This window comes from Ereboglobus sp. PH5-10, from assembly GCF_029504735.1.
Taxonomy (GTDB): domain Bacteria; phylum Verrucomicrobiota; class Verrucomicrobiia; order Opitutales; family Opitutaceae; genus Ereboglobus.
Genome location: NZ_JAQFIP010000001.1, coordinates 333212 through 354971 on the forward strand (window position 1 = coordinate 333212; position 21760 = coordinate 354971).

The following is a 21760-nucleotide window of genomic DNA, read 5'->3' on the forward strand; positions in this document are numbered from 1 at the left end:
CGTTATTCGCGGTCGGCAACGGGAAAAGCGGCGAGTTCCGCGTCGCCGTCTTTCTGTTTCTTAAGCAGCTCGATTTTCATCTCGGCGTCCTTGAGGCGCGCCTCGCAGATTTTGAGCAATTTGCCGCCTTCCTCAAATTTGACGAGCAACTCGGCCAGCGGAGTGTCCCCGGATTCCATCGACTCAATGGTTGCCTCGAGCTGTTCGAGCGCCTGTTCGAAGGATGGCGGGGTTTTCTGAGCCCTGGCTGATGTCTGTTTTTTTGCGTCCACGTTGAAAGAAGGCGATTAATGAAGTGAGGCGCGCCTGTTTTCAAGGGAGTAAAATGGGCGTGCAGTTCAAAAAAAACGAGCAATCGCCCGCAACCGCGGACGCCTTCGCGAAAATCCTTCCGCCAAACCAAGTGTTTTTTCGGCGATTGCCGGAGGCCGCCCCGCAGCCGGTTTATTCTCCAAGCTGCACGTTGTAACGGTTCAGCGACGTGGTTTCGAGACGGGCGAGCTCCGCGAGCGCAAGCCGGAGGTTCACGCGGGCGTCAATCTCGGCAAGGCGGGCGGTGTCGTAATCCTCCTTGGCTTCCTGCACGCGGCGGAAGGTGCTCAAGCCCTGGTCGTAACGGGCCTTTTCAAGTTCGTATTGCTGCTCGCTGAGCTTTGTGGCGAGCGTGGTGATTCGCACGCCCTCGTCGCTTGTTTGCACGCTGCGGACTGCGGTGCGCACTTGCACGAGGACGTTTTGGTCGAGCTGCTCGTAGCCAACTTGCAGGGAATCGAGAGAGGCCTTGGCGTTGGCGAGGTTGGCGCGCTCGCGACGCCGGCCCCACGGATAAGTGAGCGTGGCGCCGACGCTCCAATCGTGGTCGTCCTGGCTGAGTGTTTGGTTGAAGGCGCGCCCGAAGGTGCCGCGCGTGGCGTCGTAGCCGGCCGCGCCCACGAGATCGAGTTGGGGGAGACGGTTCCTTTTGGCGACGGCGAGGTCGATTTCGGATTGCTTGATCGCAAGGCGGGTCGAAGCGAGCGACGGCGAGTTGTCGCGGGCGAGCTTGTAGGAGCGGGCGAAGGAAACCGAAACGTCGTCGATTTTGCTCACGGCAAGCGGGCCGATGGCGGCCTCGAATTGGAAGGGGTTGATGAGCGAGAGGAGCGCGTCCTCGGCGTCATTGACGGCTTTTTGCGCAACAATGATATCGCGTTGCGCGGTGGCCACGCCGACCTCGGCCTGAAGCACGTCGAGGTTGGTGGCGGTGCCGACCTGCCGGCGCATTTTGTTTTCCTCGAGGAGCTTTTGCGCGACCTCGAGCGAGAACTTGCGAACTTCAAGGCGCGCGCGGACGAAGTCGAGATTGTAGTAGGCGTCCTCAACGGAGCGGATGGTGGAGAGGACGGTGCTTTTGAGGTCGTAGTTGGAGCGGTCAATGCTGAGCCGGGCGCGTTCGATGGCGGCCTTGTTGACTGTGGAACCGAAGTTTTTGAGAAGGGGTTGCGTGACCCTGAGCGTGAGGCCGCTGCCCCAGGCGGGATCAAAAACAGGAGTGGAGGATGAGGGGCCGGAATAATCCCTGCGGCTGGCGGCGTAACCAAGCTGGAGCGTGGCACCGGTGATTATTTTTTGCGAGACGGAGACGCTGGCGTCGGTTTCATGTGTGCCGGATGCGTTTCCCGTGCCGTAAAGATCGGAGCGGCTATAGGAGCGGTTGGCGTTTGCGGAAAAGCTGGGATCGTATTCAGCCCTGGCGATTTCGAGGGTGTTCACCGCCGATTCAGTGTCGATGCGCTGGATGCGAAGGTCGAAATTTTTGTCGAGCGCCATGGCGACGCATTGCTCGATGGTGAGCAGGGGCGGGGTGTTTTCAGCGGGCCGGGTTTCTGACGCCGGAGGTGTTGGCTGGGCGTTGGCGAATGCGGCGAGGAGGAGGGCGGCGACGGGCGCGAGGGCGAATCGTTTAAGCATGGATGTTTCTGTTTTGAAAACCGGGGGAATGCGTGGTGCGGGTGCTTTATGAACACGCGCGTTGATCAAAAAGTTACAGGTTGGTTGGGCGGGTTGCGCTTGGTGGCGAAATTTCTCTGGTGCTCTAGGACAACTCGCGCCTGACGCATCTCGCGGGCGGTGGTTGCGTTTTTTTGGGATATGCGATGCGTTTTTTTGCACAAAAGCAGAAAAGCTGCGGGCTTTTCTGCTTTTGTTTTATCGAAACATGCCCCGCGCGTTAACGGTTCGTCGTCGGGTCGGTTTTTGCGCGCTCGGCATTGGCGAGGTTGCGGCGATACTGGCTGGCGTATTCCATCGCCTTGCGGCTTGCGATCTGGCTGGCAAAGAGCGCGTAGTTGGGATTGCCCTCCGTGAGATCGGGAAGCTCGCAGCTTTGCGCATAAACGAAGCGCCCGTCCCTGGAAACGATGGACATGTCGGAAACCTCGCCCTGCTTGAGGTGCTCGAGCGCGGCGATAATGTTGCCATCAATGGTCTCGTAGGTCGCGGTGCGAAGCGTGAAGGCGGGAATGGACTTGGTGCTCACGGTCACGCCCTCGGCGGTCGCGGCCTTCGTGGCGGCATCCTCAAAGGTGGAGCCCGCGGCGATCGCGTCCTGAATCCGGCCCTTGAGTTTCTGGCCAAGGGCGACGAAGAGTCTTTGATTTTCCTGCGCGGTGTAATCCTCGGAAACCTTGACGCGCACTTCCTCGAACCCGGGCTCGCGCGCGGGGACCGTGGCCTGCCAGAAAAGGATCACCGCGCCGTTGTTGGTGTTGATGGCGTGGGAAACGCGGTTCTCGGCACCCAGGCTGAACGCCTCGCGCGCAATCGCGTAGCGGCTGTTGCCGAAGCGGGCGGGAGGTTCCTCCTCGGAAAAATCGGGCACGCTGTTGATCGTGGCGTTGTTCTGGATGAGGATGCGGGCGAAGTCGGGCGAGTCGGAGGTGATCTTGTCGGCGTAAAGTTTGTCGGCGAGGTTGCTGGCGGCCTTGTAGGCGGCGTCGATGGCGAGTTGCTGGCGGAGCGAAAGCTCGACCTGCGGTTTCACCTGCGCGTAGTCGTTGTCGGGCGTCGATTCGGCGGGAATCGCCATGCTCTCCGGGGCGGCCGCGGGCTTGGGGAAGCGGGCGGGATTCGCATCATAATGAGCGCGAACCTCGGCCTCGGTCGGCGAGATTCCGGCCATGAAGTGCGTGGCGGCGATTTCCGCGTAGCTAACGCGAACGCGCGGGGAAATGGTGTAGCGGGCGCGATTGGCCTCGAAGTAAGTGGTGAGCTCGAGATCGGAAGGCGCGATGTTTGCCTTGAAACTATCGCGCGCAATGGTCGCGGTCTGGAGCGTCCACGTGCTGTCGAACTGCTTGAGCACTTGCCGCACCTCGGAGGGGAGAACGTAACCCGGGCCGGCGATGAGCCTGGAGGCTGCGGCGATGCGGGCATCCTCGGCGAGGACGCGAGCGAAGTCGGCGGGCGTGGCGCTCACGCCAAGGCGACGGGGATCCTTGCGGATAATGTTGTAGGTGTCGGCGTCGAACCGGGGGGCGTCGCCCTCGCTCCGCTGCGCCATGAAGATGGGGATGCTTTGAATGTATGCCTTGAGCTCGGCGTCCGTCGCCTGGGGCACATTGAGCTGGTTGGCGGTGTGAAGCATCGCGTAACGCTCAAACGAATATTGAGTGACGTCGATGCCGCGCCTGGCGTAGAGAAGCGTGGCGCTCAGGGAGCCGTCGCGCATGATGCGCGAGTAATCCTGCTCGTTGCTCAGATCGAGGTCAAAAAACGGACGCTTGGGGGCCTTGTATTCGCTGCGTCCGAAACCGCCGGCCGTGTTTGTGATAAAAACAAAGGAGATTATGACACCCGCCAGCAGCACGAAGAAGATGATGCGGAAGTGTTGTTGGAAGGTTTTCTGAATCCAAGTAATCATGGGATGTAGGTAGAAAAAGGGAAAACGCTAGACCGGGAGACGGGTGTGTCAACGTGGGAGATTTGGAAAAAGAAAAAACCGCCACGGAGAATTAAAACGCTTTACAGTGGCTGGAAAGCCATGCACGTTTCGCCCTTTTCCAACTTTTCCACCACATAAAACACCATGGGCAATCTGAAGAAGAAACGTCGTCTGAAAATGTCGAAGCACAAACGCCGCAAGCGTTTGAAATCAAATCGTCACAAAAAGCGCACGTGGTAAGGGCGAGCGGTTGCGAGCAATTCGCAACGCGCCTTTTGCCGCCGTCGTTGCACGCAAAAACGACATCACGCCCGCAAAACCATTTCACCCGCTCTCGCAAGGAGCGGGTTTTTTAGCGCAAAATGCGGAGGGTGCGCGGCGCGCATGTGTCACCGCGCACGTCATAAAATTCCGGCATCCACCCGGCAAATGCGTTTTTCAGAACTAGAGATTGACAGTTTTGCGAGAGGTCGTGAGATTCGCCGCCCTTTTCTTACGGCGATCATAGCTCAGTTGGTTAGAGCACAAGATTGTGAATCTTGGGGTCGCGGGTTCGAGTCCCGTTGGTCGCCCCATTTTGCGAGTGTCGCAAGATGTTTTACCCAAGCGCATAAAAGCGCTCCTTGCGCGCCTCCGTGACACTTGAGGCTCACAAAACCACCATCTCGTCGCGATGCATGACCTCGAGATGTTTGCGCGCCGGATACAACGCGCGCATTTCATCGCCGTGCTTGCCCGCGATTTTTGCGATGTCCTCGCTGCCATATGAAATTTTTCCCCGCGCGATCACGACACCCGCCGACGTGGTGACATTCACGATTTCACCCGCCGCAAAAACGCCCGTCGCACCCGTCACACCCACGGCGAGCAAACTCCGCCCGCGCTCCCGCAGCGCCGGCACCGCGTCGTCCTTCACGCTGATCGCGCACACGGGGCGCTGAAAATAAGCGAGCCAGCGTTTTTTCGATTCCATGGGAATTCCGCTCGGCACAAAAAACGTGCCCGGTCCCGTGCCCGCGAGCAGCCTGTGCATGATTTCCGGCTCCGCGCCGCTGGCGATAAACACACCGCAGCCGGATTTCATGGCGAGTTTCGCGGCGGCGATTTTGCTGATCATGCCGCCGGTCGCCGTGATGCTTGTCGTGCCGCCCGCCATCGCCTCGATCTCGGCTGTGATCTTGTTCACCACAGGCACGATTTTTCCCGTGCCCTTCATGTCGACCAGTCCCGGCGCGGTTGAAAGGATGAACAAATATTGCGCGCCAACCAGGCTCGCGACCATGGCCGAAAGCGTGTCGTTGTCGCCGAACTTGATCTCGGCGGCGCTCACGGCGTCGTTTTCGTTGATCACGGGAATCGTGCCGTAGTCGATCAACGTCTCCAGGCATTTTTTCACGCCGAGGTAACGCTCGCGCCCGCGCATATCCTCGTGAGTGAGCAACACCTGCGCGGCGGTCAGCCCGTGAGGATCGAAGCCGTCCTGCCAGTATTGCATGAGCAGCGACTGCCCGATGGCGGCGCACGCCTGCTTTTTGGAAATATCCCTCGGCCTTTTTTCCAAGCCGAGCCGGCCCATGCCCAGGCCGCCCGCCGCGGACGACACGACGATCACCTCGACACCGCTTGCGCGAAACGCGGCGATCTCGGAGCAAAGCGCGGCGATGCGCGCGGCGTCCAGTTTCCCGATGCCGGTCGTGAGCACGCCGGTGCCGAGTTTGATGACAATGCGCTTGGGCTGGACGATGGGTTTCATGCGAAATGGAAACTGCGAATGATTGGGGCACGACCTTACGCGATTATTTTGCCGCCCCGCCAGTCCCAAGTGAACACCATCGCGGCAAAAATGCGGCGCGGCGCGGCGATTTTGTTCGTCAGGCCGCTTGACGACTTTGTTAATGTGCCAGTTTTACCGCGCTCCCACATGCACTCAACCGTCCTCACCACCATCGCCGCCACGGGATTCACCGTCGCGTTTTTTCACGCGGCCATCCCCACGCACTGGCTGCCGTTCGTGCTCGTGTCGCGAGTGCGCGGCTGGTCGCGGGGCAAAACACTCCTCGTCGCGCTCTTCGCCGGACTGGGGCACGTGCTGGTGACAAGCCTGCTCGGGCTCGCGATCGCGTGGCTCGGCTTCGAACTCGATGAACATCTCGGACACGCCTTCACATGGATCATCGGCGGCGCGTTGATCCTCGTGGGGTGTTTTTATCTCTGGCGGCAATTTCGCGGCAAGGGCGTCTGCCATCATCATGTGCCCGAATCCAACCACACGCCCAGCGAGCACTGCGGCCATGAGGGCGAGCATGACCCGAGCCACTGGGAGGAGGAGCTGACGCAAAGCGCGCTCGCCACCAAGCGCAAAAGCGACTGGACCGTGATCTCGGGCCTGTTCGTGATGCTCACGCTGTCACCCTGCGAGGCGTTTTTGCCCGTGTATCTTTCCGGGGTGCAGTTCGGCTGGCGCGGGTTCTTCACACTGAGCGTGATTCTCGCCGCGGGCGCGCTGGCCGGCATGCTCCTGTTCACATTTCTCACGCTGGTGGGCCTGGAGCGAGTCAACCTAAAGCGCGTCGAACGCTGGGAGGCGGGCCTGCTCGGCATCCTGTTTTGCACACTCGGCGCGCTGTTCATCGTCATCGAAAGCGCCCATGCGCACGCGCACTAAAACGTGAACGCGCCCATCGACCAAAGGACTTTCCGGCGCGATCTGCTCGCGTGGTATCGCGCCAGTGCGCGCGCGCTTCCCTGGCGCGCCAAACCGTCGCTCTACAAAACCGTTGTCTCCGAGTTCATGCTCCAGCAAACGCAGGTAAAAACCGCCCTGCCCTATTTTGAACGCTGGATTCGCGAGCTGCCCGGTTTCGACGCGCTCGCCGGCGCGCCCGAAACGCGCGTGCTCAAACTCTGGGAGGGCCTCGGTTATTACTCGCGCGCCCGCAACCTCCACAAACTCGCGCGCGCCATCACCGCCATGCCCGAGCCGCCGCGCGCGCCCGCCGCGTGGATCGAACTGCCCGGCGTCGGCCCCTACACGGCCGCGGCGATCACAAGCATCTCGTTCGGCGAACCGATCGCGTGCGTGGACGGAAACGTCGTGCGCATCCTCGCGCGGCTGACGGCGGACGGCACTGTGTTTCGCGATTCATCCAGCGCCGCAAAATATTTCACGCCAATCGCCAACACGCTTGTAAACAAAGCCGCCCCCGGCGACCACAACCAGGCCATGATGGAGCTCGGCGCGACCATTTGCACGAGACAAAATCCATCGTGCGCGATCTGCCCCGTCCGCTCCAACTGCGCCGCGACGCGCACGCTTTCACCCGAACAATTCCCAAGGCTCGCCGCAAAAAAAACGGAGGAGCAAAGCGTCTGCCGCATTTGGTTTTTGAACACAAAACGCGACGCCGTGCTGCTTCACCGCGCCTCGCCTTCCGCGCGCAGGCTGGCCGGGATATTCGAGCTGCCCTCGCCGGCGGACATCGAATTGGGCGAAAAAGACCTAACCACGAAAAACGCAAAACTGGTTGCCGGGCAAAAACGCAGCATCACGCGCTATCGCATCACGGAAAAGTTTTTCGCGCTGACACCCGGCGCGCCATTGCGCCGCCGCATCGACGCGCGCATAAAAACCTCCGCGGGCACGCTCCAATGGATCGCCCTGGGCGATCTCGCCAAGATAACCCTTTCCGGCCCCCACCGGCGAATCGTGCAAAAACATTTTGCCTGATTCCGCGCAAGGCGCGCCCACGCACACGCGGTGTCACGCGCCGTCCGTTTCGACATTGAAGGACTCCAGCGCCTCAAGCGCGGCACCTTCCTCGGCGGCTTTTTTCGACGTGCCTCGCCCGCGCCCCATCGGCTTGTCGTTGATGAAAACCACCGCCTCGTATTCCTTGGCGTGATCGCTGCCCGCGGCGTGCTCGACAACGTAGCGCACCGCGTTGTTGCCGTGCGCGGGTTGCACGAGTTCCTGCAAACGGCCCTTCGGATTTTCGGCGGGTTTCATCGACGCAAGGCGCTCCGGCAACGATCCCAACAATCCGAGCACAACACGCCGCGTGACGGCCAGATCGCTGTCGATGTAGATCGCGCCGACAAGCGCCTCAAACGCGTCCTCCAGCGCCGAGTCGCGGTTGCGTCCGCCGGCGGCATCCTCGCTCGCGCTCACGAGCATGGCTTCGGACAGGCCGATCTCTCGCGCCAGGTCGCTGAGAAATTTTCCCTTGGAAAGCATTGAGCGATATTTGCTCAGAGAGCCCTCGCGGTCGCCGGGAAACATGTCGAAGAGCACCTCGGTCAGCGCGAGTTGAAGGACGGCGTCGCCGAGAAATTCGAGCCGCTGGTTGCTCTCCGCGACATCGGCGTGGTCGTGCAGATACGACGGGTGCGTCAGCGCGCGCTCAAGCAGCGCCGGCTCGCGAAACGTGTAGGCGATGCGTTGCTGGAGTTGTGCGATGGCGTCCGTGTTTTCGTCCTGTTTCATTCTACATTATCCATTTTGCATTTTACATCAGAGGGCGTCAGCCCTCGTCAAGAGCTCGCGCTCGCGTAGCGGCGCAGGCCGCGGTTGAAGACAAACACGGCCATAGAAAACCACACCGCCGCCGCGCCGGCGAGCCAAAGAACATGCGCCGGCGATATTCCGCGCAACAGGGTGTTCGCGGGGATGTTCGACACCACCACGACGGGAATCACATACACAAAGGCCACGTTGATGATGACGCTTTTCACGGCTTCGCGCGGCAGTCGCGAAAATTCCGTCAGCGAAAAATAACTGCCTTCGATGCCCTCGGTTTTGATAATCCAGAACGTGAGCGACACGGCGAGCAGGATGAAGCTGTAACTGATCGCAAGGCTGCACACGAGCAGCAGCACATAGGTGACAACCTGCCAGGCGGTCGGCGCGACGCCGAGCTGCCAGAGCGAATAGACCACGAGCGCGATGGCGGCGAACACGTTCATGAGACTGTCGAGGTCGAGCTTTCGCGTGGAGACCATGAAGAGCACGTTGCCCGGCTGCGCGAGGAAGAAGTCGAAGTTGCCGCTGCGCACATTGCGCCCGAGCTCGAAGATGTTGCTCCAGAAAAATCCCATCATGAGCCGCTGGATAATCATCGACGTGCCGATGAGGAGCATCATCTGGTATTTGTTCCAGCCGGCGATGGAGTCGGTGTGCTCGTAGATCACGGCGATGAGCGCGACGTTCACGCCCATCCAAAGCAGCTCGACGATCGACCACATGATGAAGTCGAACCGAAACATCATCGCGCGCACGACGGAGTAGCGCACGCACGCGAGCCAGATGCGGCCATATCGCGGCCCCGCCGCGACACGGCCTAATGTGGAATGGAGAATGGAGAATGGAGAATGCGACGAACCAGCGGCGGGACGAGTCGTCCGGCCTTCGGGTGTCTGCGTGTTGTCTGGGTCATTCTTCATTATACATTTTTCATTCCGCATTAGCCGCGCGGCGGCGTCAGCCGCCGACTGCCGTGTGGCGTCTGAGGCCTCGCGTCCAGAGGAGGCGGGCGATGGTCAGCAAGATAATCATCCAGGCGAATTGCAGCATCAGGCCTTGCGCGGCTCCGGCGGGGTCGTTCAGGCGGCCCGTGAGGATCGCCACGGGGAAATACATTTGGTAATAATAGGGCAGGTATTGCGAGAAGATGAAGAGCGGGCGCGGGAGCAGATCGAGCGGGAAGATTTGTCCGGCGAGGAGCGACTCGATCGCATACGAGAGGACGACAAACGACTGGATTTCGAGAAACCAAAACGTCAGCATTCCGAAGCAAAACGCGATTGTGAACTGGATCACCGCGGACATGGCCAGCGCGGGCAATCCAAAGTATAAGCGCCACGCCTCGCCTTCGCCGAAGGGCAGCTCCACGTAGTCGCGCACAAAGGGCAGCGCGACGAGCAGCGGCACGATCGCCAGTAGCCCCGACACAAATCGCGCCGCGCCGAATATGCTCAGGCGGTAGATGAAGTAGTCGATCGGTTTCAGCAGGAACTGGTTGATGAGGCCGTTGCGGATTTCCTCGGAGATTTGATAGTCCTCGTTGAACGCGCTGATGAAAAAACGAATCACCATGAGCGCGATGAAGTAGGTCATGGTTTGCGCGACGTTGAAGCCGCCGATCTCGGTTTTGCCCTCGTAGGCCGCGCTCCAGAGCATAAAAACGACGACGAGATGAAACGCCGAAAAGCTCGCGCGGATGAGAAAATTCCACCGGTAGATCAGGTTGCTTTGCAGCCCGACGAGAAAGACGTGGCGGTATTTGTTGAGGGAGCGAATCATCGGTTCGTCGTGGGGGCGCACCTTGCGTGCGCCCTGATTATCGAGCGGGTGTTTGCGTGCGTCGCCACAGGGCGTGCGTGGACGAGGGCGCACGCAAGGTGCGCCCCTACGGGGCAGGCATTTCCTTTGGCTCCTTCGGCTCGATCAGTTCGAAGCGGGCGATCAATTCCTTCGCGAGATTTTTGTAGGCGGTGGCGCCGGGCGAGAGGGGGTCGTAGTCGAAGATCGTTTTGCCAAAGCTCGGCGCCTCGCTCAGGCGCACGGTGCGCGGGATCACGGTGTCGAACACTTTTTCGGGAAGATGCTTGCGCACTTCCTCGACGACTTGGCGGGAGAGGTTTGTGCGCACGTCATACATGGTCATCACGATGCCGCCGAGGTCGAGGGCGTCGTTGATGCCGGCGTCCTTGATGCGATTGACGTTGCGCAGGATTTGGCCGAGGCCTTCGAGCGCCATGTATTCGCATTGGAGCGCGATGAGGAGGTGGTCGGCGGCGCCGAGGCCGTTCATCGAGAGCATGCCGAGCGCGGGGGGGCAGTCGAGGATGATGACGCGGAAGCGTCCGGTGTCCTTGATTGACTGGAGCACGCCGCGCAGGCGCGCGAGGTAGTTTTCGGTTTGCGCGAGTTCGATTTCGGCGGCGGCCATGTCCTCCTCGCTCGGGATGAGCCAGAGGTTTTTCACCGGCGTTTCCACGATCATGTCGGTGGCGGAGCCTTCGCCGAGGAGCGGATCGTAGAGGCTTTTGCCCTGCTGTTTCTCGACGCCGATGGCGCTGGTAGCGTTGGCCTGCGGGTCGAGATCGACGAGGAGCGTCGGGATTTTTCTCGCGGCAAGCGCGGCGGCGAGGTTGACGGCCGTCGTGGTTTTGCCGACGCCGCCTTTTTGGTTCGCGATGGTGAAAACGGTGGTGCGCATGTGGTGTGGGGTTTTTGAAGAAGAATGTGTTTTGAATTAATTTTCGATTTTCGATTCTCGATTTTCGATTGGGAGCTGCCGCTCCGTTTTCGATTTCGAGACCGCGCGGTAGCGCGCAATCGAAAATCGAGAATCGAGAATCGAAAATTCCTCAGTGGTTCAGCGCCATGAGGAATTCGGCGTTGGTCTTGGTTTTCTTGAGGCGCTGGAGGAACATTTCCATGGCGTCGATGGGCGGGATGCCCTGCATGGCGCGGCGCAGGCCGTAGATGCGCAGCATTTCGTCGGGATGGTAGATGAGCTCCTCCTTGCGCGTGCCGGAGCGGTCCATGTTGATCGCGGGGAAGATGCGCTTGTCAACGAGGCCGCGGTCGAGGTGGAGCTCCATGTTGCCGGTGCCCTTGAACTCCTCGAAGATGACTTCGTCCATGCGGCTGCCGGTGTCGACGAGCGCGGTGCCCATGATGGTGAGCGAGCCGCCGCCCTCGATGTTGCGCGCGGCGCCGAAGAAGCGTTTCGGTTTTTGGAGCGCGGTGGCCTCCATGCCGCCGGACATGATTTTGCCGGAGTTGGACGCGAGGGCGTTGTAGGCGCGGGCGAGGCGCGTGATCGAGTCGAGGAGGATCACGACGTGCCGGCCTTGCTCGACGAGGCGGCGCGCTTTTTCGCCAACCATCTCGGCGGCGTGCACGTGGCTTTCGGGCGCCTCGTCAAAGGTGGACGCGACGACTTCGCCTTTTGTGTGGCGCTTGAAATCGGTGACTTCCTCGGGGCGTTCGTCGACGAGCAGGAGGATCAACTTCACGTCGGGAAAATTTTCCGAGATGGAGTTGGCCATGTTTTGCAGGAGGATCGTCTTGCCGGTGCGCGGCGGGGCGACGATGAGGCCGCGCTGGCCGAAACCGATTGGCGTGAGGATATCGACGGCGCGCATGGAGACGTCCTTGTGCACGCCGGGGGCCTCGAGGAGGATGCGCTTGAGCGGATAGTAGGGGATGAGCTCCTCGAAGGGCACGGTTTTCGAGATTTCCTCGGGCGACATGTCCATGACGCTGTTGACCTTGACGACCGACGGGCAGCGTTCGCCCTCGCGGGGAACTTGCACGAGCACTTGCACGCGGTGGCCGCGCTTGAGGCCGTAGCGTTTGACGAGGCTTTCGGGCAGGTAGGCGTTTTCCGGATACAGGCGGTAGTTCACCGATTCGTGCACGATGAATCCGTAGCCGCGGTCGGTGAGGTCGATGTAGCCGTTGTCGAGGAGGGGGATTTTTTGCTCCTCGGCGACCTTGAAGATGGCGGCGATGAGTTGCTTGCGGTTGGGCGCGCCCTCGAAGGCGGCGTTGCGGTTGCGCGCCTCGGCGGTGAGTTCGGCGAGCGTGAGCGCGTAGAGTTTTTCGAGGTAAATCGGTTCGTGCCCGGCGGTGCCGTCAGCGATTTCGGCGGCGAGCGTGTCGAGCGCGGCGATGTCGGCGAAGCGGTCGGGCGCGGGCAGGTCGCCGAAGACGGGGTTGAGGCTCGGCGGGGGCGGTTGCTGCGGATGCTTGCTGGCGTGCTGTCCGTGCTTGGATTGCTGCTCGGCCCACTTGCGCGCCTTCTTTTCCTTTTTCTCGCGCTTGATGCGTTTCCAATAGGATTCGTATGGCTGCTGCTGGCCGCCGCCGTTGTCGCCGCCTTGCTGCTGGTTTTGCTGGGCTGCCTGACCGCCCTCGGCGGGAGCGGGGGCGTCGGAGGTTTGTTGCGAATCAGCAGGCGCGACGCTTGTGTCGCCGGCTGGCGCGTCGGCAACGGAATCGGTGCGCGAAACGGATTCGTCGGCGTCGTGCGCGACCGCGCGGTTCGCATCGGATGCGTCGGAGATGTCGGCGTCGGTCATGGACGCCGATTCGGTCTCCGCGGCGGGTTTGGGCTTGAAGGTTTCGCGCTCCTGTTTTTCCGGCTTGGGAGCGGCATCGTTCGCGGGTTCGTCTTCGGTTTGGCCGAGGGGAAGCTCGTCCACGTTTTCAGTGGCGGCGGCTTTTTTCGTGCGCTTGCGGGGGGCGCGCGTCTTTTTCGGGGCGGGTTCGGTTTCGGGCGCGGGCGCGGTTTCGATTTCAGTGATTGCGGGCTCGGCGACGGCGGGTTCGGCGGCTTTTTTGGCGCGCGGCGGACGGCCCGGTTTGCGTTTGGGCGCGGGCGCCTCGCCGTCGGTGACTTTCTTGGATCTTGCCATGTTGGAAATAGGTTAAGGTTAAAATTTTAGTTTAATGTTACGGATTAAGGTGAGAATCGGGGGAATCGGGGCACGGGCGCGGAAAGCAGGCGCGCCTCCGTTTGCAGTTCAAACAAGGCGGGCGGCCAAGTATTTGATCTGGTCTCGGAGAAAATCCGTGCTGCCATCGTTGGACAACACGAAGTCGGCTTTTTCAATTTTTTGGGCCAAGGGCAATTGCTTGGAAATTCGTTGCGCGGCGAGCGTGTGGGAAACACCGCGCCCTGCCAACCGCGCAAACTGAGTTGCGCCAGAAGAGGCCACGCAAACGACGAAATCAAACCAATTTTCCAAACCTTTTTCGTAAAGCAGCGGCGCCTCCACCACCCAATTGGCCGCCCGATCACCCTCAAGTTGCTCCCGCCACAACACATACAACCGCGGCAAGACAAAATCCTCCCACGCGCGCAGCTTCGCCTCGTCCGCAAAAAGCACCCGCGCCAGCGCCGCGCGGTCGATTTGCCCGCAGCCCGCCGCATCGGTGACGATCACCCCCGCGCCAAAACGCCGTTCCGCTTCCGCCACACATTCGGGAGCGGTGAGAATCCGGTCGCGCACGAGCGCATCCGAATCAATGCGCCGGAAGCCCATCTCCTCGAAAATGCGTGTTGCAGTCGATTTGCCGCAACCCATGCCGCCTGTGATTCCTAAAATCATCGGTATTAACAATACGTTATCTACACAAAAAAATCAGCTAAATGAACACAACTGCAATTACTTAATTGCATTCATGATCAAAATTAATAACACCGTTATTGCAAACATTGTTAAAAAAACATGAACAACGGCTCGCATCTCATAACCGTTGACCAACTGGAGGCCATTCTGACCACCAGCTTCCGGCGGATGTTTCCGGACACAACGATCCACCTTGTGCCCGAAGTTTTCGACCACGTGCAGGCAATGTTTGAAGGCCGCCATCCCGATTACCAAGCCAGCGACACCCCCTACCACAATTTGCAACACACCATGCAAGTCCTTCTGTGCTACAACGGCATCATGGAGGGCTGGCACATGTCCGGCACCGAACCGCGCCTCACCCCGCGCCAATATGAACTCGGCGCTTGCGCCGTGCTCTTTCACGACACCGGATACCTGAAACTGCGCGCCGACACGCAGGGCACGGGCGCCAAATACACATTCACGCATGTCCTCCGAAGCTGCTCGTTTGCCGCGTCCTATCTTCCGCGGCACGGCATCACGCTCGCCGAGATCGATAGCATCCTCGCGATGATTGGTTGCACGGCCTTCACGCAAGGCTCCCGCCATTTTCGCTTCCAGGAACCAATCGACGGCATCGTGGGCTGCGCGGTCGCCACCGCCGACTACCTCGGGCAAATAGCCGCGCCCGATTACCCCGAATCGCTCCCCCTGCTTTTTTCCGAACTCAAGGAATCCGACGACTACGCCAACACACCCCCCGCCGAACGCCGCTTCAAAACACTGGACGAACTTGTAACCGACACCCCCGTCTTCTGGTGCAAATATGTCCAGCCGCGCCTCGAAAAAGAACTTCTCGGCGTCTATCGCTTCCTCGCCCGCCCCTACCCCGACGGCCCCAACGCCTACATCGACGCCGCCAACGCCAACATCGAGCGGATAGAGAAAAGACTGAAGGACTGAAAGGCTGAAAGACTGTTTCGAGCGCAAGCGACAGTCCGCCAAGGCTGAATCGCTGAAACAACCTTGCGCACCAGCCCGTTCGGTCATTCAGTCCGTCAACTCTTTCAGTCTTTCAGTCTTTCAGTTTTTCAGTCCTTCAGCCCTTTCCTCCCCGCCCATGCTCGCCACCCTCAACTCCGCCACGCTCCAAGGCATCGACGCCGAGCTCGTCCACGTTGAGGTCAACACCGGCGAAGCGGGCGAACTCAAGCTCATCGTCGTCGGCCTGCCCGACACCGCGGTGAAGGAATCCACCGACCGTGTGTTCTCCGCGCTCGGCAACAGCGGCTTCAAAAAACCCTTCTCGCGCACCACGATCAACCTCGCCCCCGGTGACCTGCGCAAGGAAGGCCCGCTCTACGACCTGCCCATCGCCCTCGGCATCCTCGCCGCAACACGCGCCGACGGCAGCGCCAAAACCCTCCGCCCCGACGCGCCTCTCGACGACTACCTCATCGCCGGCGAACTCTCGCTCTCCGGCGCCACGCGCCCCATTCGCGGCGCGCTCGCCATCGCCCGCCTCGCCAAACGCCTCGGCAAACGCGGCGTGCTCCTGCCCCTCCAAAACGCCCCCGAGGCCGCGCTTGTTGACGGCATCAATGTCCACGCCGTCGATTCGCTCGACCGCGCATTCCGCTTCCTTAACGGCGACATTTCCCTGCCGCCCGCGCCCCCGCCCGACAGAAACCCGCAACACGACGACGCCATCGGCGACTTCTCCGAAATCAAGGGCCAGCACGCCCTGCGCCGCGCCGTCGAAGTCGCCATCGCCGGCGGCCACAATCTCCTGATGATCGGCCCGCCCGGCTCCGGCAAATCCATGATCGCAAAACGCATCCCCACGATCATGCCCGCGCCCACGCTCGACGAATCGCTCGAAATCCTCGGCATCCACTCCGCCGCCGGGCAAACCATCTCCGGCCCCGTGCAACTCGGCCGCCGCCCCGTGCGCTCCCCACACCACACCATCTCCGACGTCGGCCTGCTCGGCGGCGGCGCAATCCCAGGCCCCGGCGAAATCTCGCTCGCGCACCACGGCATCCTCTTTCTCGACGAACTGCCCGAGTTCAAACGCTCCGCGCTCGAAGTCATGCGCCAGCCCCTCGAGGACGGCTCGGTCACCATCTCGCGCAGCGCCGGCAAAGTCACGCTCCCGTGCGCCTTTGTCCTCGTCGCCGCGATGAACCCATGCCCCTGCGGTTACCTCGGCGATCCGAAACACGAATGCCGTTGCGCGCCCGCGCAAATCCAGCGCTACCGCTCGCGCATCAGCGGCCCGCTCCTCGACCGCATCGACATCCACATCGAGGCCCCCGCGCTCTCCATTTCGGAACTCCGCAACGAAGCCCCCGGCGAATCCTCCTCCGCCATCCGCGACCGCGTGCAAGCCGCGCGCAACCGCCAGCTCGCCCGATTCCAAGGCACCGCCGCCACCGCGAACGCGCGCATGACCCACGCGCAAATCCGCAAACACTGCGCCATCGACAGCACGCTCGGCGACCTCCTCCAGCACGCCATGGAGCAACTCTCGCTCTCCGCACGCGCCTACGACCGCATCCTGAAAGTCTCGCGCACCATCGCCGACCTCGCCGGCTCCGAAAAAATCGAGTCGCCACACCTCCTCGAAGCCATCCAATACCGCAGTCTCGACCGGAATGTGTTTTATTGAAACAACCTCCAAATCATGACCGCGCCCGCCAACACCACCTATCACGAAACCGTTTATTTCGCCGGCCATGTGCAAGGCGTGGGGTTTCGCTACACCACGATGCAAGTCGCCCGCGAATACGAAGTCGCCGGTTACGTGACCAATCTTCTCGACGGACGCGTGCATATCGAGGCCGAGGGCCGCGAGGCCGAGGTCAAGGGCTTCATCACCGCGCTCGAGGAGCGCATGCACGGCCACATCCGCAAAACCGAGCGCACCCCGTCCCGTCGCCCGCCGGAGTTCAGCGGATTCGCGATTCGCTGAACACCGCGACGCGCCAAAGTCGCGCCCAGTTGAAACACCCCCGTCGCAACTCCAAAAACAATCGTTTTTGGGCAGGGTGGTTTCTCCGTTCCGGGCGTCGGCGACATTCCGACAACCGCCGCGTTCGGTTTATTTCCTCGTTTTTCCGGTCTTGCCCTTGGCGGATTTGTTGGCGCCCTTTTGTTGCTTGTTTCCACTTCCGGTTTTTTTTGCGGCGGGGACGGGTTTGCTTGAGATTTTTCCGGTGGCGCTGGAATTCAGGACGTTGCCCTTGGAAAGGCTTTCCAGCCATGTCATGTTTTTGTTGAGATAGGCGTTGCCGATTTCATCTCCGAGGTTGTTGCGCACGTCGGCGCGCATCTGGCTGGCAAGGGTTCTGAGCGCCTGTTGTTTTTCACTCTGCGAGAGCGATTTGTCGGCGGCGATTTGTTGCGAGAGGGAAACCGCCTGGTCGCGCAGGCCGTAAACCTTCTCAACGGTGGCCGCGGGGAGGTCGAAGCGGGCGGCGGCACCCTGGAGCGCGGCGTAGTCGCTGTCGTTGGCTCGGAGGAACTCGGTGTAGCGCTCCGGGCCGAACAGATCGCGAAGCTGCTGCGCGGCGAGTTTTTGGGCGGCGGGATCGTTTTTGGATTCGTTGAGGCTTTGCGCAATGGCGTAGGCGGTTTTGTATTCGGCCTCGGTGGAATCGGGGAGCGCGGCGAAACGCTTGCGCAGTTCGGCGGCGGCGGGCGAATGGCGCAGGTCGTATTCAGCGAGCTCGGCGGGCGAGAGGATGGCCTCGAGGTCGCGGCGCTGCTCCTCGCGAAGAAGTTTACGGCTGGCGTTGTCGGAGGGGACACGGAAGAGCGAGGTTTCCTCGGCAACGCCTTCGGTCATGTTGGCGTAATCGCGCTGAAGCTGGTAAATCGCGGCGGCTTTGTCGGCGGGCAGGAAACCGTAACGCGTCGTGGCGCGGCTGTTGTATTCGCCCGGAAACAGGCTGGCGGCGCGAGCCTCGATTTGCTCGGAAATCGCGCGGAGCTCGGCGCGCTCGGCGGCGGTGAGTTGTTGTTTGCCGGCGCGCGTTTGCTGCCAGTAGGGTTTGCCCGCGTTTTTGGCCTCGATCATCGCGCGCTGGCGGTCTTGCAATGGTTTCCAGAGCAAGGCCCTCGTGACGTCGCGCGCGACTTCGGGAGGTATGCCGGAGGCGACGAGCTTTTCATGGAGCGCGACAAGCTCCGTTTCGTCCGGGGCGGCGGACATCACGGCGGCTGCCGCGGCGTTGGCGGCGTCGCGCCCCGCTTTTTTGTCCGCGGAGATGCGAATGGCGGGAGTTTTCGCGGGCGCGCCGCGGAAATGCGTGATGACGAGGGCGGCGTTGGCAACAAGCGAAAGCGCGAGCAGGAGGGGGAGGTATTTTTTCATTTTTGCGAAATTGGATTGGCGCAAGCCTTTCGAGACGGCGGCGCGCGAAGCGCGGTTACGCAAACACACAATCCTTGCATCGCGGCGCGCTGCCCGCATCGTGTCGCGCTCGTGGAAAATCCCATTCGCACCGCCAACTTCCTCGCCGAACGCGACGCGCGCATCGCCGCGCTTCGCGAAACGCTCGGCGCGCTTTTGCGCGAGCAGTCGCGCATTACGCTGGAAATCGGTTGCGGGCACGGGCATTTCCTCACGGCCTACGCGGAGGCGCATCCGCAAGCGCCGTTTTGCGCGGGGCTCGACTTGATCGGCGACCGCGTCCGCCGAGCGAATCGCAAATGCGAGCGCGCCGCGCTTGGCGACAGGCTGGCGTTTGTCCAGGCGGAGGCGGTGGAGTTTTTGTCGGTGCTCCCGGAGCATGTCGCGCTGGCGGATATTTTCATCCTGTTTCCCGATCCGTGGCCGAAGCGCCGGCATCACAAGCACCGGATCATGCGCTCCGAAATCCTCGACCGGCTCGCTGAACGCGCGGAGCCGGGCGCGCGACTTTGCTTCCGGACGGACGACCGCGACTATTTCGCCGCGGCGAGTGAAGTCGTCGGAGAACACCCGCGCTGGCGGCTGCCGGACAAGGACGATCCCGCCGCGACATGGCCGTTTGAGCACGCCACCGTGTTTCAACAAAAGGCCGACGCGCACCAATCGCTTGTGACATTGCGCGCATAAATATGCGACGCCCCGCAATGACATCAAGTGCATGAGGCGGAGTTGCATCCACTTGCCGCCGAAAGTAGCCCGCTCGTATGTCAAAATCGACCGTTTGCGTCTTTTTCTTAGCGCATCGCAAGCCGCGCCGGCATCTTCGGAATAAAATTTTCCGCCGTTGACGCAACCTGTTCGTTTCGATTATTCGACATTCTTTAGTGTCCAAATAACCATAACCCTGACAGCTCTTCGGTATTCCAAAACAATCATGTCTCGTGGCAAAATAACAACCCTGGCCCTTTCAGTTTTCGCATTCGCGACGACCGCATTTGCATCAGGAGAAGGAGAACATTCCGCGGTCGCCACCGCCGCCGGCGAGCTTTTCAAGATCGGTTCGGTTTCGATCACAAACAGCATGGTGACGAGCTGGCTTGTCGCGCTGGTGTTGATCGTGGTGGTGAGGCTTGCGATTGGAAAACGGCCCCGGCTCGTGCCGACGCGCGCGCAGGCGATGGTAGAGAGTTTGGTGGAGGGAATCCTGAACATGATCACGCCAATCGTGGGAAAACGCGTGGCCAAGCCGGCGTTTCCGCTGCTGGTGGGTTTGTTTATTTTTATCCTGATCCAAAATTGGAGCGGCCTGTTTCCCGGCGTCGGGACGCTGCGAGTGTGGGATGAAAGCGCGGGCTGGAAGGAGATCATCCGCCCCGGCAACGCCGACATGAACATGACCATCGCGCTGGCATTGATCGCGACCGCGGCCTGGGCGTATTTCATTTTGCGCTACGCCGGCTTGAAGGCCGTGCTCGCCGACTGGTTTGGCAACAAGGCCGACCGGCGCGAGGTGCCGCTGCCCATTTACCTGTTCCTGTATCTCGTGTTTTTCCTGGTGGGCATCATTGAGATCATCTCGATTGTGTTCCGGCCCGTTTCGCTCTCCTTCCGTTTGTTCGGAAATGTCTTCGGCGGCGAAAACCTCCTCCACAGCATGCAGGCGCTCTTCAAATGGGGACTGCCGATCCCGTTTTATTTTCTCGAAGTGCTGATCGGCCTGGTGCAGGCGCTCGTGTTCACGCTGCTCGTGAGCGTTTACATCGGGCTCATCTGCAACCACGAGGACGGACACGAGGAGGCGCATGACGACGGGACAAAAACGAAAGAAGACACCCGCGCCGCCATCGAGGCGCCCGTCGCGCAAAACTGACCATTTCCACTTTCCCGCCGGGAGCGTGCCATGAGCGCGCACGGCGGAACAACAACCAACAACAAAACATCACACACAACATGATTCCCATCATCGCAGAAATCACAGGCAGCATCCAAGGCGCGCTCGGCTGTTTCGCCGCCGCCATCGGCGTGGGTCTCGTCGGCATGAAAGCCGTCGAAGCCGTCGGCCGCAATCCCGGCGCCTCGGGCAAGATCCTCGTCCAATCCATTCTCGGCATGGCGCTCGCCGAGGCCGTGGCGTTCTACTCGCTCTTCCTCTGAGCCGGACTTTTTCGCCGCAAAAAACTTCCACCGCGCCGGCCCGGAACAAAACCGTTCCGGCGCAGTTTCAACTCCCTCATTAAACTCAATCACAACGCGCGCCAGCCGGCATAAACCATCATGCTCTCACCGCTGCTCATTCTAGCCGAGGCAACAGTCCCCCACCCGGAATCCGCCGGGGGCATCACGCAAATCGTCCACAAATTCGGCATCGACTGGCCGAACCTCACCGCGCAGATCATCAGCTTCAGCGTGGTGGCGTATATTCTCTGGAGGTTCGCCTTCAAGCCGATCCTCGCGACCCTCGACACGCGCCAGAAAAAAATCGACGAGGGCATCAAATATGCCGAGCAAATGAAGGCCGAGCTCGCCGCCTCGCAGCAAAAGCAGGAGGCGATCCTCCGCGAGGCGCAAACCAAGGCGCAGCAAATCATCGCCGACACGCAAAAAACCGCCAAGGAATACGCCGACAAACAACAGCAGGAAGCCGTCGTGCGCGCCACCGACATCGTCGCCAAGGCGCAGCAGGCCGTCGAGCTTGAGCACAAGAAAATGCTCGCCGACGCCCGGGGCGAAATCGCCCGACTCGTCGTCGCCACCACCGAGCGCGTGCTCGCCAAAAAACTCTCCGACGCCGACCGTGCCTCCTACAACGAAACCGCGGCGCAAGAACTCACCAACGTCTAAGCCCGACCACTTTTCACGCATCCCATGAAGCCCGGCAAAAAAACAACCCAGTTCGCCCGCCAGCTTGTGAAGCTGAGTCTCGGCGCCGACGGACGCCCCTCGTCCGAACGCGTCGCCGCCGTGCTCGTTTGCGTTGAAAAGATGAAACCCTCCGGCGCGATCGCGCTCCTCAAAGCCTACCGGCATTTTCTCGCAATCGAAGTCGCGCGCACGCAGGCGCTCATCGAGCACGCCGGCCCGGTCAGCGACGCGATCATCGCGCAAATCGCCGCCGCCATGACAAAACACTACGCGCGCCCCGTCGCGCCCGCGCCGAAACCCGCGCCCGAACTCCTCGCCGGCCTCCGCGTCCGCGTCGGCGACGACGTCTATGACGCTTCAGTTGCCGGTTCGCTCGAACAACTCTCCGCCAGCGTCGCCTCCTGAACCATCCGCGCCGCGCCTGCATTTTCACA

General features: G+C 61.1%; 22 protein-coding genes and 1 tRNA gene. 12 read left to right on the forward strand and 11 right to left on the reverse strand.

The window, feature by feature from the left end:
* Positions 1-2: 2 nt before the first annotated feature.
* The 3 genes from xseB to M2447_RS01320 all read right to left on the reverse strand — a co-directional run bounded on the left by xseB (position 3) and on the right by M2447_RS01320 (position 3901).
* Entirely contained in the window at positions 3-272 is a 270-nt protein-coding gene (xseB, locus tag M2447_RS01310) for an exodeoxyribonuclease VII small subunit (protein WP_277557064.1), read from the reverse strand.
* 172 nt (positions 273-444) lie between these two features.
* Positions 445-1950, reverse strand: a complete 1506-nt coding sequence (locus tag M2447_RS01315; RefSeq protein WP_277508420.1) for a TolC family protein — start codon at positions 1948-1950, stop codon at positions 445-447.
* A gap of 259 nt (positions 1951-2209) precedes the next feature.
* Complete coding sequence (locus M2447_RS01320; RefSeq protein ID WP_277508421.1) at positions 2210-3901, reverse strand: peptidyl-prolyl cis-trans isomerase; 1692 nt, start codon at positions 3899-3901, stop codon at positions 2210-2212.
* A 165-nt stretch (positions 3902-4066) separates the two neighbouring features.
* Here M2447_RS01320 and M2447_RS01325 point away from each other — a divergent pair, with 165 nt between their 5' ends.
* Positions 4067-4162, forward strand: coding sequence for an AURKAIP1/COX24 domain-containing protein (locus M2447_RS01325; RefSeq protein WP_013044013.1), 96 nt, complete (start codon positions 4067-4069; stop codon positions 4160-4162).
* A 258-nt stretch (positions 4163-4420) separates the two neighbouring features.
* Positions 4421-4497: transfer RNA gene (locus M2447_RS01330), tRNA-His, on the forward strand.
* Between the two features lie 74 nt (positions 4498-4571).
* On the opposite strand, the gene proB is transcribed toward M2447_RS01330, so the two are convergent.
* Complete coding sequence (gene proB / locus M2447_RS01335; protein ID WP_277557065.1) at positions 4572-5675, reverse strand: glutamate 5-kinase; 1104 nt, start codon at positions 5673-5675, stop codon at positions 4572-4574.
* Between the two features lie 168 nt (positions 5676-5843).
* Here proB and M2447_RS01340 point away from each other — a divergent pair, with 168 nt between their 5' ends.
* Positions 5844-6587, forward strand: coding sequence for a hypothetical protein (locus M2447_RS01340; protein ID WP_277508425.1), 744 nt, complete (start codon positions 5844-5846; stop codon positions 6585-6587).
* A gap of 3 nt (positions 6588-6590) precedes the next feature.
* A complete protein-coding gene (locus M2447_RS01345) occupies positions 6591-7649 on the forward strand; it encodes an A/G-specific adenine glycosylase (RefSeq protein WP_277557066.1) in 1059 nt (352 codons plus the stop codon).
* A 33-nt stretch (positions 7650-7682) separates the two neighbouring features.
* Here the strand turns inward: M2447_RS01345 and rnc are convergent, their stop codons facing one another.
* From rnc to coaE, 6 genes are all read right to left on the reverse strand, one after another.
* On the reverse strand, positions 7683-8405 hold the full coding sequence (rnc, locus tag M2447_RS01350; RefSeq protein WP_277557067.1) for a ribonuclease III: 723 nt from the start codon (positions 8403-8405) through the stop codon (positions 7683-7685).
* 47 nt (positions 8406-8452) lie between these two features.
* Complete coding sequence (locus M2447_RS01355) at positions 8453-9361, reverse strand: ABC-2 family transporter protein (protein ID WP_277557068.1); 909 nt, start codon at positions 9359-9361, stop codon at positions 8453-8455.
* Between the two features lie 37 nt (positions 9362-9398).
* The gene (locus M2447_RS01360; protein ID WP_277557070.1) at positions 9399-10241 is read right to left on the reverse strand and encodes an ABC-2 family transporter protein; all 843 of its coding nucleotides are present in this window, start codon (positions 10239-10241) and stop codon (positions 9399-9401) included.
* 85 nt (positions 10242-10326) lie between these two features.
* Positions 10327-11139 carry a ParA family protein gene (locus tag M2447_RS01365; RefSeq protein WP_277557071.1) on the reverse strand — a complete coding sequence of 271 codons (813 nt, stop codon included), beginning with the start codon at positions 11137-11139 and terminating at the stop codon, positions 10327-10329.
* Positions 11140-11290: 151 nt separating this feature from the next.
* Entirely contained in the window at positions 11291-13348 is a 2058-nt protein-coding gene (gene rho, locus M2447_RS01370) for a transcription termination factor Rho (protein WP_277557072.1), read from the reverse strand.
* Positions 13349-13456: 108 nt separating this feature from the next.
* Positions 13457-14044, reverse strand: a complete 588-nt coding sequence (gene coaE, locus M2447_RS01375) for a dephospho-CoA kinase (RefSeq protein WP_277557074.1) — start codon at positions 14042-14044, stop codon at positions 13457-13459.
* 120 nt (positions 14045-14164) lie between these two features.
* Between coaE and M2447_RS01380 the strand changes: the two genes are divergently transcribed.
* From M2447_RS01380 to M2447_RS01390, 3 genes are all read left to right on the forward strand, one after another.
* Complete coding sequence (locus M2447_RS01380; protein ID WP_277508433.1) at positions 14165-15010, forward strand: hypothetical protein; 846 nt, start codon at positions 14165-14167, stop codon at positions 15008-15010.
* Positions 15011-15167: 157 nt separating this feature from the next.
* Positions 15168-16718, forward strand: a complete 1551-nt coding sequence (locus M2447_RS01385) for a YifB family Mg chelatase-like AAA ATPase (RefSeq protein ID WP_277557075.1) — start codon at positions 15168-15170, stop codon at positions 16716-16718.
* 15 nt (positions 16719-16733) lie between these two features.
* Complete coding sequence (locus M2447_RS01390) at positions 16734-17021, forward strand: acylphosphatase (RefSeq protein ID WP_277557077.1); 288 nt, start codon at positions 16734-16736, stop codon at positions 17019-17021.
* Between the two features lie 129 nt (positions 17022-17150).
* On the opposite strand, the gene M2447_RS01395 is transcribed toward M2447_RS01390, so the two are convergent.
* Complete coding sequence (locus M2447_RS01395; protein ID WP_277557080.1) at positions 17151-18425, reverse strand: hypothetical protein; 1275 nt, start codon at positions 18423-18425, stop codon at positions 17151-17153.
* A gap of 111 nt (positions 18426-18536) precedes the next feature.
* Here M2447_RS01395 and M2447_RS01400 point away from each other — a divergent pair, with 111 nt between their 5' ends.
* The 5 genes from M2447_RS01400 to M2447_RS01420 all read left to right on the forward strand — a co-directional run bounded on the left by M2447_RS01400 (position 18537) and on the right by M2447_RS01420 (position 21731).
* Positions 18537-19151, forward strand: coding sequence for an SAM-dependent methyltransferase (locus tag M2447_RS01400; protein WP_277557083.1), 615 nt, complete (start codon positions 18537-18539; stop codon positions 19149-19151).
* A gap of 247 nt (positions 19152-19398) precedes the next feature.
* Positions 19399-20334: a F0F1 ATP synthase subunit A gene (gene atpB, locus M2447_RS01405; RefSeq protein WP_277557084.1), complete on the forward strand. Its 936-nt coding sequence runs from the start codon at positions 19399-19401 to the stop codon at positions 20332-20334.
* Between the two features lie 80 nt (positions 20335-20414).
* Positions 20415-20618: an ATP synthase F0 subunit C gene (locus M2447_RS01410; RefSeq protein ID WP_108824058.1), complete on the forward strand. Its 204-nt coding sequence runs from the start codon at positions 20415-20417 to the stop codon at positions 20616-20618.
* Positions 20619-20738: 120 nt separating this feature from the next.
* On the forward strand, positions 20739-21305 hold the full coding sequence (atpF, locus tag M2447_RS01415; RefSeq protein WP_277557087.1) for a F0F1 ATP synthase subunit B: 567 nt from the start codon (positions 20739-20741) through the stop codon (positions 21303-21305).
* A gap of 24 nt (positions 21306-21329) precedes the next feature.
* Positions 21330-21731: a F0F1 ATP synthase subunit delta gene (locus M2447_RS01420; RefSeq protein WP_277508445.1), complete on the forward strand. Its 402-nt coding sequence runs from the start codon at positions 21330-21332 to the stop codon at positions 21729-21731.
* The last annotated feature ends 29 nt before the right edge of the window (positions 21732-21760 follow it).